Source organism: Azospirillum sp. Marseille-Q6669 (assembly GCF_965111635.1).
The window spans coordinates 206,780-225,611 of the sequence record NZ_CBCOOP010000002.1 but is presented as its reverse complement, the minus strand read 5'-3'; the positions used below and the strand labels follow the sequence as shown (position 1 = coordinate 225,611).

Sequence of the window (18,832 nt, the reverse complement as noted above, 5' to 3'; positions counted from 1 at the left end):
CCGCCGCCCATGACCTCCGCAAAGCCCGCCCGCATCGGCATCGTCACCGTGTCCGACCGGGCCAGCCAGGGCATCTACGAGGACAAGGGCGGCCCGGCCATCCGGGAGGAGCTGACGCGCATCGTCGCCTCCCCCTGGGAGCCGGTGGCCCGCGTCATCCCCGACGACCGCGAGGGCATCGCCGCCACCCTGATCGAGCTGGCCGACCGGGAGCGTTGCGACCTGATCGTCACCACCGGCGGCACCGGCCCTGCCCCGCGCGACGTGACGCCGGAGGCGACGGAGCAGGTTTGCGAAAAGATGATGCCCGGCTTCGGGGAGCTGATGCGGTCGGTCAGCCTGACCGTGGTGCCGACCGCCATCCTGTCGCGCCAGACCGCCGGAATCCGCGGCGGCAGCCTGATCGTGAACCTTCCGGGCAAGCCTTCGGCCATTCACGACTGCCTGATGGCGGTCTTCCCGGCAATTCCGTATTGCCTCGATCTGATCGGCGCGGCGCGCATCGACACTGACCCATTGGTCTGCAAGGCATTCCGCCCGAAGTCCTGAGCTTTTGCCTATACCCTTTTTGCGCGTGCGGAGAGGAATACCATACGCATGGCCATGTTGCCTTGCGGGAACCCGTGCTCACCTTTTTCGTTCGAGGGGAGCGGGGTCCCCGATCAAGGTGAGCCAGCCATGCTGTTTGATTTCGAGCCTTCGGGCATCAACGACACCTATCTGCGCCTGACCCGGCGCGGTGTTTCCTGCATTGTCGCTCCGGCCGGGGCGTGGAACGGGTTGCTTCGGGTCAACTACATCGTCGCCGGGTCGCCCGGCGGCGCCGATCCGCACATGATCTACCGCTGCCTGGACATCGGATGGGATGACGGGCGCTTCTGCTGGAAGGGCCGCGCCGCCCCGGTGATGACCACCTCGGCCATGGTGGACATCCTTCAGGAACGCGGGCTCGTCACCAGCGGCGAGGCCGAGCGGCTTCTCTTCGGCATCAACAGCCCGGCGTCGGGCGGGTCGTCGGACGAGGCGCTGATCGCCCGCGCCATGCTTCTGGGCTGCACCTTCTCGCCGATCTACGAGGACGCGCCGCTGAGCAGCGGCCCGCCGCGCGTGGGCGGTTTCGCCCTGCGCACCCTGGCCGATCCCGGCGCTTTCGTGCTGACCGCCCGCGACGGCCTTCCCGTGCTGGACGCGCCCGCCCGCGACGCGCTGAAACGCCTGATGGCCGAAAACGGCATCACGGTCTGACCGCGGCTTTTTCTCCGCGGCTTTTTCTCCAACGTGCCAGATTTTGGTTTGGAGGGTTTCTGTTTGACGGCGGTCAAAGAAGGGTGACCGCCCCCGGCGCAGTGTGACGGCATGACCGATGCCTCCAACGCGCGGGGAACGCCATGACCAGTTCCGTTGCCGACCAGCCGGACCGCCCTCCGGTCCCCCTGATTTTCGCTTATGGGTTCCGGCCCTTCTTCCTGCTCTCCGGCCTTGCCGCGCCCGTCCTGCTGGCCGCCTGGATCGCCGTGCTGGCGACCGGATCCTGGCCGGACGGCGCCGTCCCGGCGGCCTCCTGGCACGCGCACGAGATGCTGTTCGCCTTCGTGGTCGCCGCGGTGGCCGGCTTCCTGTTGACCGCGGTGCCGAGTTGGACGGGGACCAAGGCGCTGTCCGGCCTACCGCTCGCCGGTCTAACGGCGCTGTGGCTGGCCGGGCGGGTGGCGCTGCTGCCCTTCATCGGCGTGCCGCTGCCGGTTGCGGCCATCCTCGACCTCGCCTTCCTGCCGGCGCTCGGCATCGCGCTGGCCGGGCCGCTGGTGGCGGCGGGCAAGATCCGCAACACCGCCTTCCTCGCGCTGCTGGGCCTGCTGACCGTTGCCAACCTGCTGTTCCATCTGGACTGGCTGGGCGTGCTGTCCGGCGGCACCGCGCTGGGTGAGACGCTGGCCATCGGTATCGTGCTGATGATGATCGCGGTGATCGGCGGGCGCATCGTCCCGGCCTTCACCCGCAACGCCCTGCGGCTGCGCGGGCTGGACGGCACCGTCGTCTCCCGCCCCTGGGTGGAGAAGGTGACGCTCGTCTCGACCCTGCTGATGATACCCGCCGACCTCGCTCTGCCGGGCAGCGCCGTCGCCGGTCTGCTGGCGCTCGTCGCGGCGCTCGCCCACGCCCTGCGGCTGACGGGTTGGCAGCCGGCGAAGACGCTCGACCAGCCGATCCTGTGGGTGCTGCATCTCGGCTACGCCTGGGTGCCGGCGGCGCTGGCGCTGAAGGCCGCGCATCTTCTGGGGGCGGGCGTGGAAAGCTCCGCCTGGGTCCATGCCCTGACGGCGGGGGCCTTCGCCACGATGATCCTGGCCGTCATGACGCGGGCCACGCTCGGCCACACCGGGCGAATGCTGGTGGTGACCCGCCCGACCGTGGCCGGCTACATCCTGCTGACCGCCGCAGCACTGCTGCGGGTGCTGGCCCCCGAACTGCCGGGCGGCCTCTACTGGACCGCCCTGGAGGGCGCGGGCGCAGCCTGGATCGCGGCCTTCGCCTGCTACCTTTACGTCTACGCCCCCATCCTGCTCGCCCCGCGGGCCGACGGCCGCCCCGGCTGAGGTCCACCGGGCTGAAGAAGGCCCATGGCGCGTGGGCTGCGTTTCCCGATGAGGCTGGTGGCGAAGCGGCGCTGGAGGTCTTCCGGATCACGGAAGATCTCCGCGCAGCCGGCCTTGCGCAGATCCTGCTCCGCGAAGCCGCCGCACAGAACACCCACCACGGTCAGCCCGGCCCGGCCCGCGGCCTTGGCGTCCCAGGGGCTGTCGCCGACCACCACGGCCTCCGCCGCCGGTAGGCCCAGCCTTTCCAAAGCCGCTTCGAAGATGTCCGGATGCGGCTTCGACCGCTCCGCGTCGTCGGACGAGGTTTCCACGTCCACCAAGTCCTCGATCTCCGCCGCGCGCTTGTAGCGCTCCAGTTCGTCCCCCTTGGCGGAGGAGGCGAGCGCAATGCGCAGACCCTCGGCGTGGAGATGCTGGAACAGGCCGCGCACCCGGCGGAAGCCGCGGACCTTCGGCATGTATTTGCGGGCGAACAGCTCGTGCCGAAAATGGTCCAGCTCGTCCTCGATACGGTCCAGATCCTTCTCCGGCACGAAGACCGGCATCAGCTGGTCCCCACCCTTGCCGATCTGGGAGCGCACCGCGTCGAACTCCGCGTGGTAGCCGAAATGCCGGATCGCCTCCACCCAGGCGTGGGCGTGCAGATCCACCGAGTCGACCAATGTGCCGTCCACGTCGAAAATGACGGCCCTCAGAACGCCGCTCATCGCCGCCTCCTCACCATGGGTTGCCCGTGTCTTTGGGGGTATTCCTTCTCGAACAGGTGGCGCGGTCCGGCGTTCCTCGGCGCGGTGTGCGGTGCGATAGAATTTGTCACATGGACCCGTCATAGCTGTGATCCGTTCACCCCCTACACAGATTGGGAAGAACGGACATGCCCAAGACGTTGAAGAGCTACGCCGCCCTCTTCGGTCGCGCCCGCTACGCCGTAAAGCGTTTCAGCCGCCGCCGCGCCCGCCGCGTGCCGATGGAACATCTCGACCTCGGCCTGTTCCAGAGCGACATCCGGCTGTAGCCCCCTCTTAAGGATAGGCCCCACCGACCGGAGGCGCTCCCTTCGCGCCCCGCGATCACGCTCCGCCATAGGACTGCCCCTCCGTCCTAGGCGGGCAAGCTGAATGTTTCCGCCAGAACCGTCGCGCTATCGTCGCGCGGTCCATCCAGCGGAGCCTCAGCCCCCATGACCGCAAGTTTCGAGTCCGCAAGTTTCGAGTCCGCCAGTTTCGAGGAACAGTATTTCTCCGGCGCCGCCCTCTACGGCGACGACTTCGACGCAGCCCGGATCGCCGACTGGTACGGGGTCGATGCGCGGGACCCGGCGGAGGACTTCGCGCGCACGGCGCCCGACCGGCCCAGCTACCGCTACGAATACCACGCGCTGAATCACCGCCACGCCTTCCGCTTCCTGGCCGGGCGGCGCTTCCGGCAGGCGCTGGCCTTCGGCTGCGCCGCGGGGGACGACGTGGCGCCGATCGCCAGGCAGGTGGACCGCTTCCTGGCCGTGGAGCCCATCGAGCGCTTCTGGCGGACCGACATCGCCGGTACCCCCGCCGAGTACCGCCGCCCCACGCTGGGCGGGCGCATCGACTGCGCGGACGGGGCGAACGACCTGACCGTCTGCTTGCACACGCTGCACCACATCCCGAACGCCGGCGCCCTGCTGGCCGAGTTCGCCCGCGTCACCGCCCCCGGCGGTCTGTTCATCCTGCGCGAGCCGATCAGCACCATGGGCGACTGGCGGCGGCCCCGCCGCGGCCTGACCGCGAACGAGCGCGGCTTCCCCGTCCAGTGGCTGGAGGAGCGCTTCGCCCGGCTGGGCTTCACGGTGCGGCAGCGCCGCTTCTGCTCCTTCCCGCTGACCGAACGGCTGGGGCCGCTGATGGGCGTTTCCCTGCCCTACGGCAACCCGCTGCTGGTGCGGCTGGACGAGGCGGCCTGCGCGCTGACGCGGTGGAACATCGCCTACCACCGCGACTCGGTCCGCAAGAAGTTCGCCCCCGGCGCCGTCTATTACGTGCTGGAGCGCAACGTCGTCACGACGACAACGCCAAAGCGTCCGTGAAGGTCGCCGCGTCGACGTTGCCGCCGCTCAGCACCACGGCGACGGTGCGGCCCGCCGCCGGCAGCTTGCCCGTCAGCACGGCGGCCAGCCCGACCGCCCCGCCCGGCTCGACCACCAGCTTCAGCACGGTGAAGGCGTAGGCCATGGCGGCCTTCACCTCGGCGTCGGTGACGGCGAGGCTGCCGGACAGCAGGTCCTTCATCATCGGGAAGGTCAGGGCACCCGGCGTCGGGGTCAGCAGCGCGTCGCAGATGGAGCGCTGCCCGGCGGCGTTCTCCACCCGCTCCCCGGCGGCCAGCGAGCGCGCCACGTCGTCGAAGCCCGCCGGCTCCGCCGCCCACAGGCGGGCGTCGGGGAAGGTGTGGCGGACCGCCGTCGCGACCCCGGACATCAGCCCCCCGCCGCTGCACGGCGCGATCACGTCATCGGGAACCGCGCCGATGGCCTGCGCCTGGGCGGCGATCTCCAGTCCCACCGTGCCCTGCCCGGCCATGATCTGCGGGTGGTCGTAGGGCGGCACGGTGGCCGCACCCCGCTCCTCCGCGATGGCCGTGGCGATGCCTTCGCGGCTTTCGGTCCAGCGGTCATAGAGCACCACCTCGGCGCCGTAGCCGCGGGTGTTGGCGATCTTCAAAGCCGGGGCATCGCTGGGCATGACGATGACCGCCGGCATGCCGAGCAGCGCCGCCGCCGCCGCGACGCCCTGGGCGTGGTTGCCCGACGACCAGGCGACCACCCCGCCCCGGCGCTCCTCCGGCGTCAGTTGGGACAGGCGGTTGAAGGCGCCGCGGAACTTGAAGGAGCCGCTGCGCTGAAGAACCTCCGGCTTCAACAGCACGCGCCCGCCGACCCGCTCGTTCAGCAGGGCGTTCTCCAGCAGCGGCGTGCGCACGGCGAAGCCGTCCAACCGCGCCGCGGCCTCCACGATGTCCTGGTGGCCGATGGCAAAGGAATTCGACGCGGGCATGGCTCAGCGGCCTCCGGAGACGTTGAGAAGGGCGCCGGTCACGTAGGACGCGGCGTCGGACAGCAGCCACAGCACGGTTTCGGCCACCTCGTCCGCCGTCCCGGCGCGCCCGGCGGGCGGGATCAGGGCGGGGTTGTCGAGCCGGTTGCCGATGCCGGGGATGATCTGGATGTCGGTGTCGATCAGGCCGGGCCGCACGCAGTTCACGCGGATGCCCTCCTTCGCGACCTCGCGGGCGAGGCCGACGGTGAGGCTGTCCACCGCGCCCTTGCTGGCCGCGTAGCCCACATACTCGTTGGGAGACCCCAGCACGGCGGCGATGGAGCCGACGTTGACAATGCTTCCCCCCTTCCCGCCGTGGCGGGTGGACATGCGACGCACCGCCTCCCGCACGCAGAGGACCGCGCCGGTCACGTTGATGTCCAGCATGCGGCGCAGGTCGTCCGGGGCGGCCTCGTCGAGCCTCCCGTAGGGGCCGATGATGCCGGCGTTGTTGACCAGCCCGGCGGTGGGGCCGAAGCGGTCCTCCGCGGCGTCGAACAGGGCGCGGATATCGTCTTCGCGGGCGGCATCGCCCCGCACCGCCTGGGCGTGCCCGCCGGCCTCGCGGATCGCCGCCAACGTGGCCTCGGCCGCCGCCGCGTTGCCGATGTAGGAGAAGGTGACGGCGTAGCCGCGTTGCGCGGCCATGCGGGCGACCGCCGCCCCGATGCCCCGGCCGCCGCCGGTGACGACCAGGGAGTTCTGTGTCGATGACATGATGCGTCAGCCCTCCTGATGGTTGCCGGCCAGCCGGTCGAAAATCCGGGCGAGCGCGCCGTCGCCCTCGCGTCCCAGCCCGACCGCGGCGGCCATGGTGAAGAGTTGCAGGGCGGAGGCGGCCAGCGGGGTCGGCACGGCCAGCCTCCGCGCGGCGTCCATCACATGGCCCAGGTCCGCCCCGACGATGCCCAGCGGCCGTTGCGACGGGATGTGGAAGGGACCAGCGGCGAGGATCTCGGCCAGCCGCTGTGGGTCGACCCCGGCGCGGACACCGAAGGCCGTGGCCTCCGCCACCGCGGCGGCGTGGATTCCGGTCAGCATCTGCTCCACGGCCTTCACGGCGGAGCCCTGCCCGTGCTCCGTGCCGACGCGGTGGAGCGTGCCCGACGCGGCGGCGATCAGGTCTTCGGCCCGCGCGAAGGCGTCCTCGGGGCCGGAGGCCATCACCACCATGCGGCCCTCCGCTGCCCGCACCGGGCCGCCTCCGACCGGCGCGTCCAGCATCAGCAGGTCCCGCTCGGCGAGACGGCGCCCGACGGCGGCGGCCATGTCCGGCGGGACGCTGGTGGACAGGATGACCACGCCACCCTTCGCCAGGGTGCCGGCCACGCCCTCGGCGCCGAACAGCACCTCTTCCGCCTGCTCCGCCGTGGCGACCAGGACGATGACGCGGTCCACCCGGCGCCCGACATCGGCGGGCGAGCCCGCGGCCTCCCCGCCATGGGTGACGAGGCTCATGCATTTGGCGGCGTCGAGGTCGCAGCCGACGACCCGGAAGCCGGCGCGGAGCAGCGACAACGCCACCCCCATGCCCATGGAGCCGAGCCCGACGACGCCCGCGCTGCGGGCCGGTTCCAACGCGTCGCTCATCATCCCCCCTGCGGCTTCGCCCGCCTCTCATGGCCCTCAGCCGAGGCCGTTGCGTCGGAGTGTCGGGGGTGGGACGGGGACCGTCAAGCCGTTGTGCGCTTCCGCGACGGACGGGCCGGCGCTCAGCCGACCTGCGCGTGCGGAGCCGCCAAGTGGGCGATGCCCTCCAGATAGCGCCCACCGTCGTAGAGCAGCCCCAGCGGTCGGTAGCGCTCCAGCTTGTCCGTGCCGGTCAGGTGCAGCAGATCGATCGGCGTGTGGGGGTAGACGGGCGAACGCCACAGCCCGTCCGCTCCGCGCACGGGCACGGCCATGCTGCACATCCAGTTGGCCGTCGCCGGCAGCAGCAGCGTGGTCCGCACTTGGAACATCACGATGTTCAGGACGATCTGCTCGCACAGGAAGTGGAAGGTGGTCCGCGTCGCGTCGCGCAGGCTGTCGCGAAACAGGTCCCAATGGGGCGCGTCATGGTGAAGCCCGTAGAAGCCCAGATTGTAATAGGGCAGCGAACCGGCCAGCGCGGCGACCTCCTCCCCGAAGAAGCGGGTGATGAGCTTGGTGCGCTCCGCCACGGCATGGGCGTTGGCGGTGTGCGACGCCAGGAAAGGATAAGCCGCGTCGGCCTCGGGGACGATCACGGCGCGCCCGCCGCGCACGCCCTCGACGGCGGCGTCCAGCGCGGCGGAATTCTGAACCCAGACGTCGGCGTCCAAATGCAGGTAGCACTGGAAACCGGGGAAATAGTCGCGCAGGAACGGGCGGCAGAGCATCGCCTTCCAGAAGGGGATCTGCCGGTCCAGTTGGGTTACGAGCTGCGGGTGCGGCCAGACCACCAGATCGTCCCGCACCGGCGCGATGCGGTCGCAGAGCGGCGCCACATGATCGCGTTGCGCGGCGGTAAGCCCGACATCGATCAGGCAGACCCGGTAGCGCCGGCGGTCCAGCGGGCGCAGCGACAGCAGAAGCCCGACCAGAAGCTCGAACACACCATGATCGGCGCAGACCACGACAGCGGTCTCGGCCTCGAACGGCAAGGTTTCCATGGAACGCGCCGACGTCAGTTGCACCCGGCGCACCATAGCGATGGCGGTGCGCGAAGACCAGAACCGGAACGCCAAACATCAGGGCGCCAAAGTCACGCCCTGATCCGCTTCGGCACGCGCAACAGCACCCACAACACCAGAAGATGCGCGCCCATCCAGGCCAGCGCCGCCGCAGGCATCAGCAGGTCCGGCGCCGTGCTGGCCGCGGCGACGCGCAGCGCGGCGGACAGGCCGACCAGAGCGATGGCGGCGGTGGCGGGCCGGGAGAAGTCCGGCGGCAGCGCCTCCCGCTGCAGGGTCGCGCGCACCATCATGGAGGCGGCCAGCGTGCCGAGCGCGCCCGCCCCGATCACGTGCCAGCCCGCCCCGCCGGTCAGCGGGGCCAGCCGCTCGACACCCAGGAACAGCCAGCCGAGCCCGAGCCAGCCATAGCCCAGATGCAGGCTCCACAGGTCCGGCCGCTTCAGCACGGCGCCCGTCCGCCAGCGCGCCAGACGCGCCCAGGCGGTCACCCCGGCCAGCGCCGCGCCCGCCGCCCCGATCCAGGCCAGCGGGCCGGACGGGAACCCGGCGGCCACGGTCAGGGCGGCCAGCACCGCCCCGGCGACGCCGGCCCATTCCAGGCGCGGCTGCACCCGCTCGACCAGCGTCCCGCCCTGCTTGCGCACCTCCCCCGCCGTGGCCGACGGGATGATGCGCCCGCCCATCACCAGCATCAGAATGCCGACGAGATGAAGCGCAAACAGCGCGCCCGTCCGCCCGCCGTCACCGCCCCACCAGACCAGCGCCTCGGCCAACGCGAAGGCGCCGATCACCGGGCCGAACAGCATGTTGTGGCCGCTCTTGGCGGCGCGCAGGAAGGGCACGCCAGCGATCACGAAGAGCGCCACCGGATAGGCCAGCGCCAGCGGTGCCGCGACCTCCGGCGGCAGGCCGCCCAGCACCGCCAACCGCCCGGCCAGCCACGCGGCGAAGGCGACGGCCAGCGCCATCCCGGACGGGCGCGTCAGCAGGAAGCCGCCGACCACCGCCAGCGCGTAGCCCATCAGCATCTCGTGCGCGTGCAGCGCCGGGGTCCAGCCGATGCCGAGCCAGCCGAAATAGCCGGCCACCCACAGCGGCACGCTGAGCGCCCCGTAAAGGGCGGCGGCGGGGAAGAACAGGCGGTGCCCCCAGGGACGTTGCGGGGGCGGTGGGACGAAGGCGCTCATGCCGCGACGACGGCGGAAGCGGCGTCAGAAACCACGGCGGTGGGCCGCAGATGCTCCTCGCCCCAGGCCTTCAGCGCCAGGATGATCGGCTCCAGGCTCCGCCCGCGCGGCGACAGGCTGTATTCGACACGCGGCGGCACCTCCGCATAGACGGTGCGGACCAGCAGCCCGTCCGCTTCCAGCTCGCGGAGCTGGGTGGTCAGCATGCGCTGGGTGACGTTCGGCACGCGGCGGCGGATTTCGTTGAAGCGCAGCGTGCCGTCCAGCAGATGGTAAAGGATCAGCCCTTTCCACTTCCCGCCGATGAGAGCGAGCACGCCCTCCACCGGGCAGCCCGGCGAGCAGTCCAGATTGGCGTGGGGAACGCGGGCCATGACGGTATCCTTTTCGACACTATGTGCGTTTTATGTGCATTCTTGCGCGTCGGTGCTGCAAGGCGCAAGTCTGTCGGCAGAGCACAACACGCCGCAACAAGCACGCAACAAGAAGTACAAGGACTTGAGGCCATGCGCGCCGTCGCCTTCACCCAATCCCTGCCCATCGACGCCCCCGACGCCCTGATCGACGTCGAGCGCCCCCCCCCCGAGCCCCGGGGCCGCGACCTGCTGGTCGAGATCAAGGCCGTCTCGGTCAACCCCGTGGACACCAAGGTCCGCCGCAACATGCCGCCCGCACCGGGCGCCATGAAGGTGCTGGGCTGGGACGCCGCCGGTGTCGTGGTCGCCGCCGGGCCGCAGGCCACGCTGTTCAAGCCGGGCGACGCCGTCTTCTACGCCGGGGCCATCGACCGCGACGGCACCAACGCCGAATTCCATCTGGTGGACGAGCGCATCGTCGGGCCGAAGCCGGCCAGCCTCGACTTCGCCCAGGCCGCCGCCCTGCCGCTGACCAGCATCACCGCGTGGGAGGCGATGTTCGACCGGCTGGACGTGCGGCGTCCGGTGCCGGGGGCGGCCAACGCCATCCTGATCGTCGGCGGGGCCGGCGGCGTCGGCTCCATCGCCATCCAGCTCGCCCGGCAGCTGACCGACCTGACGGTCATCGCCACCGCCTCCCGCAAGGAGACGCAGGCTTGGTGCCGTGACCTGGGCGCCCATCACGTCATCGACCACCGCAAGCCGCTGGCCGCCCAGGTGGAGGCGCTGGGCATCGGCGCCCCCGCCTTCGTCTTCTCGACCAACGACACCGGCGCCCATCTGCCGGAGATCGCCGCCCTGATCGCCCCGCAGGGCCGCGTCGCGCTGATCGACGATCCGGCGGGGTTGGACGTCATGGTGCTGAAGCGTAAGAGCGTGTCGCTGCATTGGGAGTTCATGTTCACCCGGCCGGTGTTCGGCACCGCCGACATCGCCGCCCAGCACGCGCTGCTCAGCGAGCTGTCGCGCCTCGTCGACGCCGGCACCGTCCGCACGACGCTGGCCGAGACGTTCGGCATCATCAACGCCGCCAATCTGACGCGCGCCCACGCCCTGCTCGAAAGCGGGCGGGCCAAGGGCAAGATCGTGCTGGCCGGCTTCTGATCCGCGCCTTGCCTTTTGGGCGGGGGACGGTCAGTCTCCCGCTCAAAAGGACGCGGAGCGGAGGAGCGCGCATGGCCGGGGTGAGATGGCTCGGAGGCCGAAAGAGGGCCGGAGAGACCGGTGCGTCTTGGATGGCGCCATGACCCGCCTGCGCATCCGCATCGACTTCGACACCGGCGGCTCGGTCGGGCCGGGTAAGATCATGCTGCTGGAGCGGATCCGGGACACCGGCTCCATCTCCGCGGCGGCGCGGACGCTGAACATGTCCTACCGCCGTGCCTGGCTGCTGGTCGACGACCTCAACCGCATCTTCGCCGAACCGGTGGTCTCCGCCGCGGTGGGCGGCAAGCATGGCGGCGGGACCGCGCTGACCGCCTTCGGCGAACGGGTGATCGAGCATTACCGCGCGGTCGAGCGCGACGCCTTCGCCGCCGCCACCTCCCGGCTGGAGGCGCTGGAGGGGATGCTCAACGCCGGGTATGGCGCGGGAAGCGACCCGGCGGACGACGGGAGCTTCTCCGGCGATCCGGGGCTGAAGCCCGGCTGCAAGCCGGCCTGACGGTTCCTCCGGACGGCGAGAGGGCCGGAACGGCGAGAGGGGTTGGGGCGACGGAGGAGCCGTGGTATGGGAAGGCGGATTTTCCACCACCCTTCCCTGCACCGTTCACGCCAAGGATGTCCGCCATGCGCCCGGTCAAGATCGCCCCGTCCATCCTCTCCGCCGATTTCGCCCGGCTGGGCGAGGAAGTGCGCGCCATCGATGCGGCGGGCGCCGACTACATCCACATCGACGTGATGGACGGCCATTTCGTTCCCAACATCACCATCGGCCCGGCGGTGGTGAAGGCGCTGCGCCCGCACACGGCGAAGCCCTTCGACGTGCATCTGATGATCTCCCCGGTGGACCCCTACATCGCCGCCTTCGCGGACGCCGGCGCCGACATCATCACCGTCCATCCGGAGGCCGGCGCGCACGTCCACCGCACCATCCAGCTCATCAAGTCGCTGGGCAAGAAGGCCGGCCTGTCGCTGAACCCGGCCACCCCGCTGGAGGCCGTCGACTATCTGCTGGAAGACCTCGATCTCGTCCTGGTCATGACGGTCAACCCCGGCTTCGGCGGGCAGAGCTTCATCGCCAGCCAGCTTCCCAAGATCCATGAGCTGCGCCGCCGCATCGACGCGCTGGGCAAGCCCATCGACCTCCAGGTGGACGGCGGCATCAACGGCGAGACCGCCCGCATCGCCATCGAGGCGGGCGCCGACGTTCTGGTCGCCGGAACCGCCACCTTCACCGGCGGGCCGGACCGCTACGCCGCCAACATCCGCGCTCTCCGGAGCTGATCTCCGGCCCACCCCTCTCCCTCCCGGCCATGCTCCAGGTGGGTTTATCCGCAAGAGGGTCCTCCTTCGGGCAGAACCAAACGCCGTTCTGGGCGTTATGGCTGCGTGGGATCGAGGACATCGATACTGGAGGGAGAGAGGTTATGGGTATTCTGTGGACGATCATCATCGGCTTCCTGGCCGGCATCGTCGCCAAGTTCCTGATGCCGGGCCGTGATCCGGGCGGCTTCATCATCACCACGCTGCTCGGCATCGCGGGTGCCTTCGTCGCCACCTATCTGGGCGAGGCCGTGGGCTGGTACCGGGCGGGCGAAGGGGCCGGCTTCATCGGCGCCATCGTCGGCGCCATCATCATCCTGGCCATCTACCGCATGATCGCCGGGCGCCGGACCACCGTCTGAGACTGCGGCACACCACACCGCACACGCAAAGGGCGGCCCGACGGGGCCGCCCTTTCGCTTTTCCATCCGGACTGCAGATCACCGGACCGCAGTTGTTACGCCAGGGCCACCGGGCTCGGCATGAAGACCGCGCGGGAGATCGCCGCCTGGATCGCCTCGTTGGTGAAGGGCTTGCGGACGATCTGGCCGAGATGGCGGGCGTCCGCCTCCTCCAAGTCGCCGTCGAAGGCCGTGACAAAAATGGTCCGCATGGCGCGCTTCTGGCGCAGCCGGCGGGCGACCTCGACCCCGCTGCCGCCATCGGCCAGCCGGACGTCGAGCAGGGCCAGCGTCGGCTTCTCGGCCTCCAGCAGTTCCAGGGCCTCCTGCTCGTTGTTGGCGGTGCCGCAGACGACGTGGCCCATGTCGGTGACCAGCGAGCCGATCTCCATCGCCAGGATCGGGTTGTCCTCGACCACCAGGACCCGCTGGGTCAGGGCGTTGCGCACCTTGTCGCGGGCGACGGTCAGCCGGTCCTGACCCTCCGGCGCGGGGATCTGCAGCACCTGGGCGGCTTCGGGAACCGTCAGCCCCTCCAGCGTGATCAGCAGATACATGCGCCGCTCGCCTTCCGGCAGGGACGCCAGCGCCCGTTCGATGGGGTGCGGCGACGGGGTCGGCAGCCCGTCCCCGTCCTCGTCGAACAGCAGATTCAGCAGGGCATAGAGCGGCACCCGCGCCCCGGCTTCCAGTCCGAAGCGGGACGGGGCCATCACGGCGACCTCGACGCAGCGCGTCACGAGATCGTCACCGCGTTCGGTCGCTCCGGTCAGCGCGCGCGCGTAGCGGCGCAGGTAGGGGAGATGATCGTAAAGCTGGCGTGCGTAGACTCGCATGACCCGTTCTTCCGCGCCGGTGGGTGGGTCCTTCCGGCCTTCGGCACCGAGGGGCGCTGGCCGGTCGGCTTGATTCATAACTTGTTAACACTCTGAAACACTATCACGCCCCCCAAGGAGGGCGAACCGAAAAAAAGGCCGAGTCCCCCTTCCCCCGTTGGCAGAGGCCACATGGCCGAACCGCATCGCTGGGCCTACCGCGCCTGCTCCCGCTGTTGGCGGGACCGCCATTGCCAGGGCTTCTCCACCTGCCCCGCCCACAGGCCGAGCCGGCGGCTCTGCGCGAAGGCCTCGCTGGAGGCGTAGGCCGGCGACAGGCTGCGGTAGGCGAAGGCCCAGCCGCGCGCCACCATGGCCGCCCCCAGATCGACGCCGAGAACCCGGCATTCGCCCAGTTGCTGGCCGTTGCGGTCGCGTTCGGCGATGGTGCAGGTCACCTCCTGGTCCTTGATCAGGCTGGCCAGCACCGCGGTGGCGATGCGGAAGCAGTCCAGCTCATGCCCGTAACGGTTCCGGCATTTCTGCCCGACGTCGGGGGCGTCGATCCCCATGAGGCGAACCGGTGCACCCTTGATGGAAAGCATATCGCCCTCCATGGCGACACCCTGTCCTTTTAACGTTTCATTGGGGGTGTTGGCGACCTTGCCTTTGGTCGTCCCTCCCTGGGCATACACCGTATCGGTTGAGCCGATGAGAAGAATTGCCACCAAAGAAGCGAGCCACTCAGAACAGGGTCGGCGCGTCATCGGGCGGTGCATCGTCCAAGGGAGCCGCGCACGCCTCGTCGTCGTTGCGCACGTTGTTGACGCGCGGTCCCACCGGATGGGCCTCCAGCAGCGCGTCGGGCGCCGGCTTCAGAAGCCCCTCCAGCATCGGCAGCGGGGCGGCGGGGTCCAGCCACAGGTCCCAGCTCGTCTCGTCGAGGATCACCGGCATGCGCTCGTGCAGCGGCTTCAGCACCGCGTTCGCCGTGGTGGTGACGATGGTCAGCGTCTCCAAGGGCTCCGCAGGGGCCGGGCCGCCCTTCGGGCCGTTCCAGCGCTCCCACAGGCCGGCGAAGGCGAAGGGCGCGCGGTCGCGGCGGCGGATGGCGTAGCCCTGCTTGCGCTTGCCCTCGGCCTTCCACTCATAGAAACCGTCCACGGGAACCAGGCAGCGCCGCTTGCGGAACGCCTCCCGGAAGGATGGCTTCTCGGCCAGCGTCTCCCCGCGCGCGTTGATCAGCCGCGCCCCGATGGACGGGTCGTCCGCCCAGAAGGGCACGAGGCCCCAGCGCAGGGTCACCAGATGGCGCCCATCCTCCTCCCGCCGCACGGCGGGCACCGGCTGGGTGGGGGCCACGTTCCAGCGGGGCTGGAGGTTCGGCAGTTCGGGGAAGCCGAACAGCCGCTGAACCTCCGCGGCCGGCGTGGCGAGTATCATGCGTCCGCACATGGCCTAAGAATAGGTGGCCCGGAGCCCCCACGCCACCGCCGGCTTATGCCCAACCGAGGGTTTTCGCCGGCCAAGGCTCCGCCTATCTTCTCCGGGTGTTTCTCCACGCGACAGGCCCGCGCAACAGGAAAGACCCCGCCCCATGATGAAGTTCGGCATCGGCCAGCCGGTCCCCCGCACCGAAGACGCGCGCCTGCTGACCGGCGGCGGGCGCTACACCGACGACGTGTCGCTTCCCGGCCAGACCTACGCGGTCTTCGTGCGCTCCCCCCACGCCCACGCCGACATCCGCGGGATCGACGCGGCGGAGGCGGCGGCGCAGCCGGGGGTGCTCGGCGTCTTCACAGTCGCCGACCTGGAGGCGGACGGCGTCCAGCCGATTCCCTGCGCCGCGGCGCTGACCCAGCGCGACGGCTCGCCCTACGTCGCCCCGCCCCGCCCGGCGCTGGCCAAGGGACGCGTGCGTCACGTCGGCGATCCGGTCGCCGTGGTGGTGGCCGAAACGCTGGATGCCGCCCGCGACGCTGCGGAGCTGGTGATGGTCGATTACGACGACCGGCCCGCCATCGCCGGCACGGCGGAGGCTCTGGAAGCGGGCCGCCCGCAGGTGTGGGACGAGGCGCCGGGCAACCTCTGCTTCGACTGGGAGCAGGGCGAGGAAGAGGCGGTGGAGTCGGCGATTGCCAAGGCCGCCCGCGTGGTGGAGTTGGAGATCGTCAACAACCGCGTCGTCGCCAACCCGATGGAGGGCCGCGCTTGCCTCGCCGCGGTGGAGGCGGAGACCGGCCGGCTGGTCATTTACGTCACCAGCCAGGGCGTGCACGGGCTGCGCAAGCAGTTCGCCCAACTGTTCGGCCTGCCGGAGGAGAAATTCCGCGTCATCACCACCGACGTTGGCGGCGGCTTCGGCATGAAGCTGTTCAACTACCCGGAATACATGGTTTGCCTGTTCGCCGCGCGCCGCCTGAACCGGCCGGTGAAGTGGGCGGCGGAGCGGACGGAGGGCTTCCTCAGCGACGACCACGGGCGCGACCATGTCAGCCGCGCCCGGCTGGCGCTGGACGGCGACGGGCGCTTCCTCGGGCTGCGGGTGGACACCGTCGCCAACCTGGGGGCCTACCTGTCGAACTACGGCCCCTTCATCCCGACCGACGCCGGGTCGGCGATGCTCGTCGGCTCCTACACCACGCCGGCGGTTTATGTGCGGGTCAAGGGCGTCTTCACCAACACTCAGCCGGTGGATGCCTACCGCGGCGCCGGTCGTCCGGAGGCGGCCTATCTGCTGGAGCGGCTGATCGACCATGCCGGGCGCGTCACCGGCCTCGGCCCGGCGGAGATCCGGCGGCGCAACTTCATCCCGCCCGCCGCCATGCCCTACGCCACCCCGATGGGCCAGACCTACGACACCGGCGAGTTCGAGCAGAATCTGCGCGACGGGCTGGAGCTGTCCGACCACGCCGGCCTGCCCGCCCGCAAGGCGGCGGCGAAGGCGCGCGGGAAGCTGCGCGGGGCCGGGATCGCCACTTACATCGAGGCCTGCGCGGGCGGCGGCGCGGAGCAGGCGACGGTGCAGGTCAACGGCGACGGGCGCATCGTCCTGATGATCGGCACCCAGACCAACGGCCAGGGCCACGAGACCGCCTACAAGCAGATCATCGCCGACCGGCTGGGCGTCCCGCCGGAGGATGTGGAGGTCGTGCAGGGCGACACCGACCGCGTGTCCTGGGGGGCCGGCACCGGCGGTTCCCGCTCCGTCCCGGTGGGCGGGGCGGCCCTGGCCGAGGGGGCGGCACGCGTGGTGACCAAGGCGACCGAGGTCGCCGCCGATCTGCTGGAGACCGCCGCGGTGGACGTTGAGTTCGTCGAGGGCCGCTTCAGCGTCGTCGGCACCGACCGCAGCGTCTCCTTCAAGGAGGTGGCCGCCAAAGCCGCCGCGCAAGGCCCCATCGCCTTCACCGAGGTGGCCCGCTGGACCCCGCCGGCCAACACCTTCCCCAACGGCTGCCATGTGGCGGAGGTCGAGGTCGATCCCGACACCGGGGTGGTCGAGGTCGTCGGCTACACCGTCGTCGACGATTTCGGCACGGTGGTGAACCCGCTGCTGGTCATGGGTCAGGTCCATGGCGGCGTCGCCCAGGGCATCGGGCAGGCGCTTCAGGAGCGGGTGGTCTTCGACCCGGACAGCGGCCAGCTGCTCAGCGGCTCCTTCATGGACTACCAGATGCCGCGCGCGGTGGATGTGCCGGACATCCGCATCAAGCTGAATTGCGTGCCCAGCACCACCAACGCGCTGGGCATGAAGGGCGCCGGCGAGGCCGGGGCCATCGGCGCACCGCCCGCGGTCATCAACGCCCTGGTGGACGCGCTCTCCGACTATGGAATCGAGCACATCGACATGCCGGCGACCCCGCTGTCCGTATGGACCACGATCCAAACGCATAGTAAAGCCGCTGCGGAATGACGAAGAACGGAGTAACGACGTCATAGGCCCTATTTCCAGACCCGATGTCACACCTTGCGTTGAACAAATTTGAGTCAATATAGATGCTATAATGAATTAACATAGAATCACCCCACGAAAGAAACGGGCATGACGGCGGAGCGGATCAGGGTCGGCGGGTGCGGCGGGCAATGCACCGAGGGTTTGGGGTTCGATTTCACCATGGCTTTCCAGCCGATCGTCGATGTCGGCGGCGGCGGGCGTCCGTGGGCGCACGAGGCGCTGGTGCGTGGCCTTGACGGTCAGGGGGCCGGCTGGGTGCTGGGTCAGGTGACCGATGCCAACCGCTACGCCTTCGACCAGGCCTGTCGGGTCAAGGCCATCGAGCTGGCCGCCAGCCTCGGCATGGACCAGCAACCCGACACCCGGCTGTCGATCAACTTCCTGCCCAACGCCGTCTATCAGCCCGAAGCCTGCATCCGCGCCACGCTCGCCGCCGCCAAGCGTACCGGCTTCCCGCCGGAGCGCATCATCTTCGAGGTGACGGAGAATGAGCGGGTCGTCGACGGCGCCCATCTGAAGTCGATCTTCACCGAATACAAGCGCCAGGGCTTCCACACCGCCATCGACGATTTCGGGTCCGGCTACTCCGGCCTGAACCTGCTCGCCGAGTTCCAGCCGGACATCATCAAGCTGGACATGGAACTGACACGCTCGATCGACACCGACCGCACCCGCCGCAGCATCGTCGGCGCGATCCTCACCGTGTGCCGCGATCTCGGCATCACCCCGGTGGCCGAGGGCATCGAAACGCCCGGCGAGGCAAAGGCGCTGCGCGATCTGGGGATCACGCTGATGCAGGGCTATCTGTTCGCCCGCCCGGCGGTGGAACGGCTGGTGTCACCCGCCATGGATTTCGAACCGGCGGTGGCCTGAGAACAGTGGCCGATCACAGCATCCGCGGGCGGCGCACCGCCCGCGGCCGGGGGGCGGCGTAACGCCCCCGTTGCTCGGTCGCGAGGGTCAGCGCCTCGTGCGCGATCAGGCGGCGATAGTCGCGGTCCACCCGCGAGAACATGGCAAAGGCGAACTTCACCGTGTCGGGGGTCGGGCTTGTGGCCGCCTCGCGGAGCGCGTTGCGCAGCATGCGCAACTCCAGCACGCCTTTGACGCAGATGCGCTCGACCGCCTGAGCCAGGATGTCGATCGAACACAGGGACGCCTCGTCGTCGAGTCGGTACTGCACCCGTCCCCCACAAGGAAGAACCGTCACGGACCGGCGCGGTTCTAGCTTGGGTTGGGCGGG

At 70.1% G+C, this 18,832-nt stretch carries 22 protein-coding genes; 11 read left to right on the top strand and 11 right to left on the bottom strand.

The genetic code is table 11. From position 1 onward, the window contains the following. The first annotated feature begins 9 nt into the window (after positions 1 to 9). From mog to ACWPXE_RS12260, 3 genes are all read left to right on the top strand, one after another. A complete protein-coding gene (mog, locus tag ACWPXE_RS12270) occupies positions 10 to 549 on the top strand; it encodes a molybdopterin adenylyltransferase (protein WP_454018098.1) in 540 nt (179 codons plus the stop codon). A gap of 129 nt (positions 550 to 678) precedes the next feature. Further along, positions 679 to 1,245, top strand: a complete 567-nt coding sequence (locus ACWPXE_RS12265; RefSeq protein WP_038528507.1) for a hypothetical protein — start codon at positions 679 to 681, stop codon at positions 1,243 to 1,245. Between the two features lie 143 nt (positions 1,246 to 1,388). Next, a complete protein-coding gene (locus tag ACWPXE_RS12260; protein ID WP_454018097.1) occupies positions 1,389 to 2,597 on the top strand; it encodes an NnrS family protein in 1,209 nt (402 codons plus the stop codon). On the opposite strand, the gene ACWPXE_RS12255 is transcribed toward ACWPXE_RS12260, so the two are convergent. Next, positions 2,549 to 3,307, bottom strand: coding sequence for an HAD family hydrolase (locus ACWPXE_RS12255; RefSeq protein ID WP_454018096.1), 759 nt, complete (start codon positions 3,305 to 3,307; stop codon positions 2,549 to 2,551). The two genes, ACWPXE_RS12260 and ACWPXE_RS12255, sit on opposite strands and share 49 nt — an antisense overlap. 167 nt (positions 3,308 to 3,474) lie before the next feature. Here ACWPXE_RS12255 and ACWPXE_RS12250 point away from each other — a divergent pair, with 167 nt between their 5' ends. Both ACWPXE_RS12250 and ACWPXE_RS12245 read left to right on the top strand, forming a co-directional pair. Next, the gene (locus ACWPXE_RS12250; protein WP_237903857.1) at positions 3,475 to 3,615 is read left to right on the top strand and encodes a hypothetical protein; all 141 of its coding nucleotides are present in this window, start codon (positions 3,475 to 3,477) and stop codon (positions 3,613 to 3,615) included. A 165-nt stretch (positions 3,616 to 3,780) separates the two neighbouring features. Beyond that, the gene (locus ACWPXE_RS12245; RefSeq protein WP_454018095.1) at positions 3,781 to 4,662 is read left to right on the top strand and encodes a class I SAM-dependent methyltransferase; all 882 of its coding nucleotides are present in this window, start codon (positions 3,781 to 3,783) and stop codon (positions 4,660 to 4,662) included. On the opposite strand, the gene ACWPXE_RS12240 is transcribed toward ACWPXE_RS12245, so the two are convergent. From ACWPXE_RS12240 to ACWPXE_RS12215, 6 genes are all read right to left on the bottom strand, one after another. Next, a complete protein-coding gene (locus tag ACWPXE_RS12240; protein ID WP_454018094.1) occupies positions 4,634 to 5,629 on the bottom strand; it encodes a threonine ammonia-lyase in 996 nt (331 codons plus the stop codon). The two genes, ACWPXE_RS12245 and ACWPXE_RS12240, sit on opposite strands and share 29 nt — an antisense overlap. A gap of 3 nt (positions 5,630 to 5,632) precedes the next feature. Then, positions 5,633 to 6,388 carry an SDR family oxidoreductase gene (locus tag ACWPXE_RS12235; RefSeq protein WP_454018093.1) on the bottom strand — a complete coding sequence of 252 codons (756 nt, stop codon included), beginning with the start codon at positions 6,386 to 6,388 and terminating at the stop codon, positions 5,633 to 5,635. Between the two features lie 6 nt (positions 6,389 to 6,394). Next, complete coding sequence (locus ACWPXE_RS12230) at positions 6,395 to 7,261, bottom strand: NAD(P)-dependent oxidoreductase (RefSeq protein WP_454018092.1); 867 nt, start codon at positions 7,259 to 7,261, stop codon at positions 6,395 to 6,397. Between the two features lie 122 nt (positions 7,262 to 7,383). Continuing rightward, positions 7,384 to 8,304 carry a hypothetical protein gene (locus tag ACWPXE_RS12225; protein ID WP_454018091.1) on the bottom strand — a complete coding sequence of 307 codons (921 nt, stop codon included), beginning with the start codon at positions 8,302 to 8,304 and terminating at the stop codon, positions 7,384 to 7,386. Between the two features lie 92 nt (positions 8,305 to 8,396). Continuing rightward, positions 8,397 to 9,515 (bottom strand): NnrS family protein, encoded by a 1,119-nt coding sequence (locus tag ACWPXE_RS12220; protein WP_454018090.1) that lies wholly within the window; start codon positions 9,513 to 9,515, stop codon positions 8,397 to 8,399. Beyond that, positions 9,512 to 9,889, bottom strand: a complete 378-nt coding sequence (locus ACWPXE_RS12215; protein WP_454018089.1) for a winged helix-turn-helix transcriptional regulator — start codon at positions 9,887 to 9,889, stop codon at positions 9,512 to 9,514. The genes ACWPXE_RS12220 and ACWPXE_RS12215 overlap by 4 nt, the downstream gene beginning before the upstream one ends. A 132-nt stretch (positions 9,890 to 10,021) precedes the next feature. Here ACWPXE_RS12215 and ACWPXE_RS12210 point away from each other — a divergent pair, with 132 nt between their 5' ends. The 4 genes from ACWPXE_RS12210 (at position 10,022) to ACWPXE_RS12195 (ending at position 12,777) form a co-directional block, all read left to right on the top strand. Then, entirely contained in the window at positions 10,022 to 11,035 is a 1,014-nt protein-coding gene (locus tag ACWPXE_RS12210) for a zinc-binding alcohol dehydrogenase family protein (protein ID WP_454018088.1), read from the top strand. A 139-nt stretch (positions 11,036 to 11,174) separates the two neighbouring features. Next, positions 11,175 to 11,594 (top strand): winged helix-turn-helix domain-containing protein, encoded by a 420-nt coding sequence (locus tag ACWPXE_RS12205; RefSeq protein WP_454018087.1) that lies wholly within the window; start codon positions 11,175 to 11,177, stop codon positions 11,592 to 11,594. Between the two features lie 125 nt (positions 11,595 to 11,719). Beyond that, positions 11,720 to 12,376, top strand: coding sequence for a ribulose-phosphate 3-epimerase (gene rpe / locus ACWPXE_RS12200; protein ID WP_454018086.1), 657 nt, complete (start codon positions 11,720 to 11,722; stop codon positions 12,374 to 12,376). A 143-nt stretch (positions 12,377 to 12,519) separates the two neighbouring features. Beyond that, positions 12,520 to 12,777: a GlsB/YeaQ/YmgE family stress response membrane protein gene (locus ACWPXE_RS12195; protein ID WP_014240033.1), complete on the top strand. Its 258-nt coding sequence runs from the start codon at positions 12,520 to 12,522 to the stop codon at positions 12,775 to 12,777. A gap of 95 nt (positions 12,778 to 12,872) precedes the next feature. Here ACWPXE_RS12195 and ACWPXE_RS12190 read toward each other — a convergent pair whose 3' ends face one another. From ACWPXE_RS12190 to ACWPXE_RS12180, 3 genes are all read right to left on the bottom strand, one after another. After that, complete coding sequence (locus ACWPXE_RS12190) at positions 12,873 to 13,652, bottom strand: PhyR family response regulator anti-anti-sigma factor (RefSeq protein ID WP_035672802.1); 780 nt, start codon at positions 13,650 to 13,652, stop codon at positions 12,873 to 12,875. Positions 13,653 to 13,846: 194 nt separating this feature from the next. Further along, the gene (locus ACWPXE_RS12185; RefSeq protein WP_454018085.1) at positions 13,847 to 14,236 is read right to left on the bottom strand and encodes a thermonuclease family protein; all 390 of its coding nucleotides are present in this window, start codon (positions 14,234 to 14,236) and stop codon (positions 13,847 to 13,849) included. A gap of 139 nt (positions 14,237 to 14,375) precedes the next feature. Then, a complete protein-coding gene (locus ACWPXE_RS12180) occupies positions 14,376 to 15,074 on the bottom strand; it encodes an SOS response-associated peptidase (protein WP_454018084.1) in 699 nt (232 codons plus the stop codon). Positions 15,075 to 15,228: 154 nt separating this feature from the next. Here ACWPXE_RS12180 and ACWPXE_RS12175 point away from each other — a divergent pair, with 154 nt between their 5' ends. Then, positions 15,229 to 17,547, top strand: a complete 2,319-nt coding sequence (locus ACWPXE_RS12175; RefSeq protein ID WP_454018083.1) for a xanthine dehydrogenase family protein molybdopterin-binding subunit — start codon at positions 15,229 to 15,231, stop codon at positions 17,545 to 17,547. Between the two features lie 201 nt (positions 17,548 to 17,748). Continuing rightward, positions 17,749 to 18,462, top strand: a complete 714-nt coding sequence (locus tag ACWPXE_RS12170; RefSeq protein WP_454018082.1) for an EAL domain-containing protein — start codon at positions 17,749 to 17,751, stop codon at positions 18,460 to 18,462. 13 nt (positions 18,463 to 18,475) lie between these two features. On the opposite strand, the gene ACWPXE_RS12165 is transcribed toward ACWPXE_RS12170, so the two are convergent. Next, a complete protein-coding gene (locus ACWPXE_RS12165; protein ID WP_454018081.1) occupies positions 18,476 to 18,799 on the bottom strand; it encodes a hypothetical protein in 324 nt (107 codons plus the stop codon). Between the last annotated feature and the right edge of the window lie 33 nt (positions 18,800 to 18,832).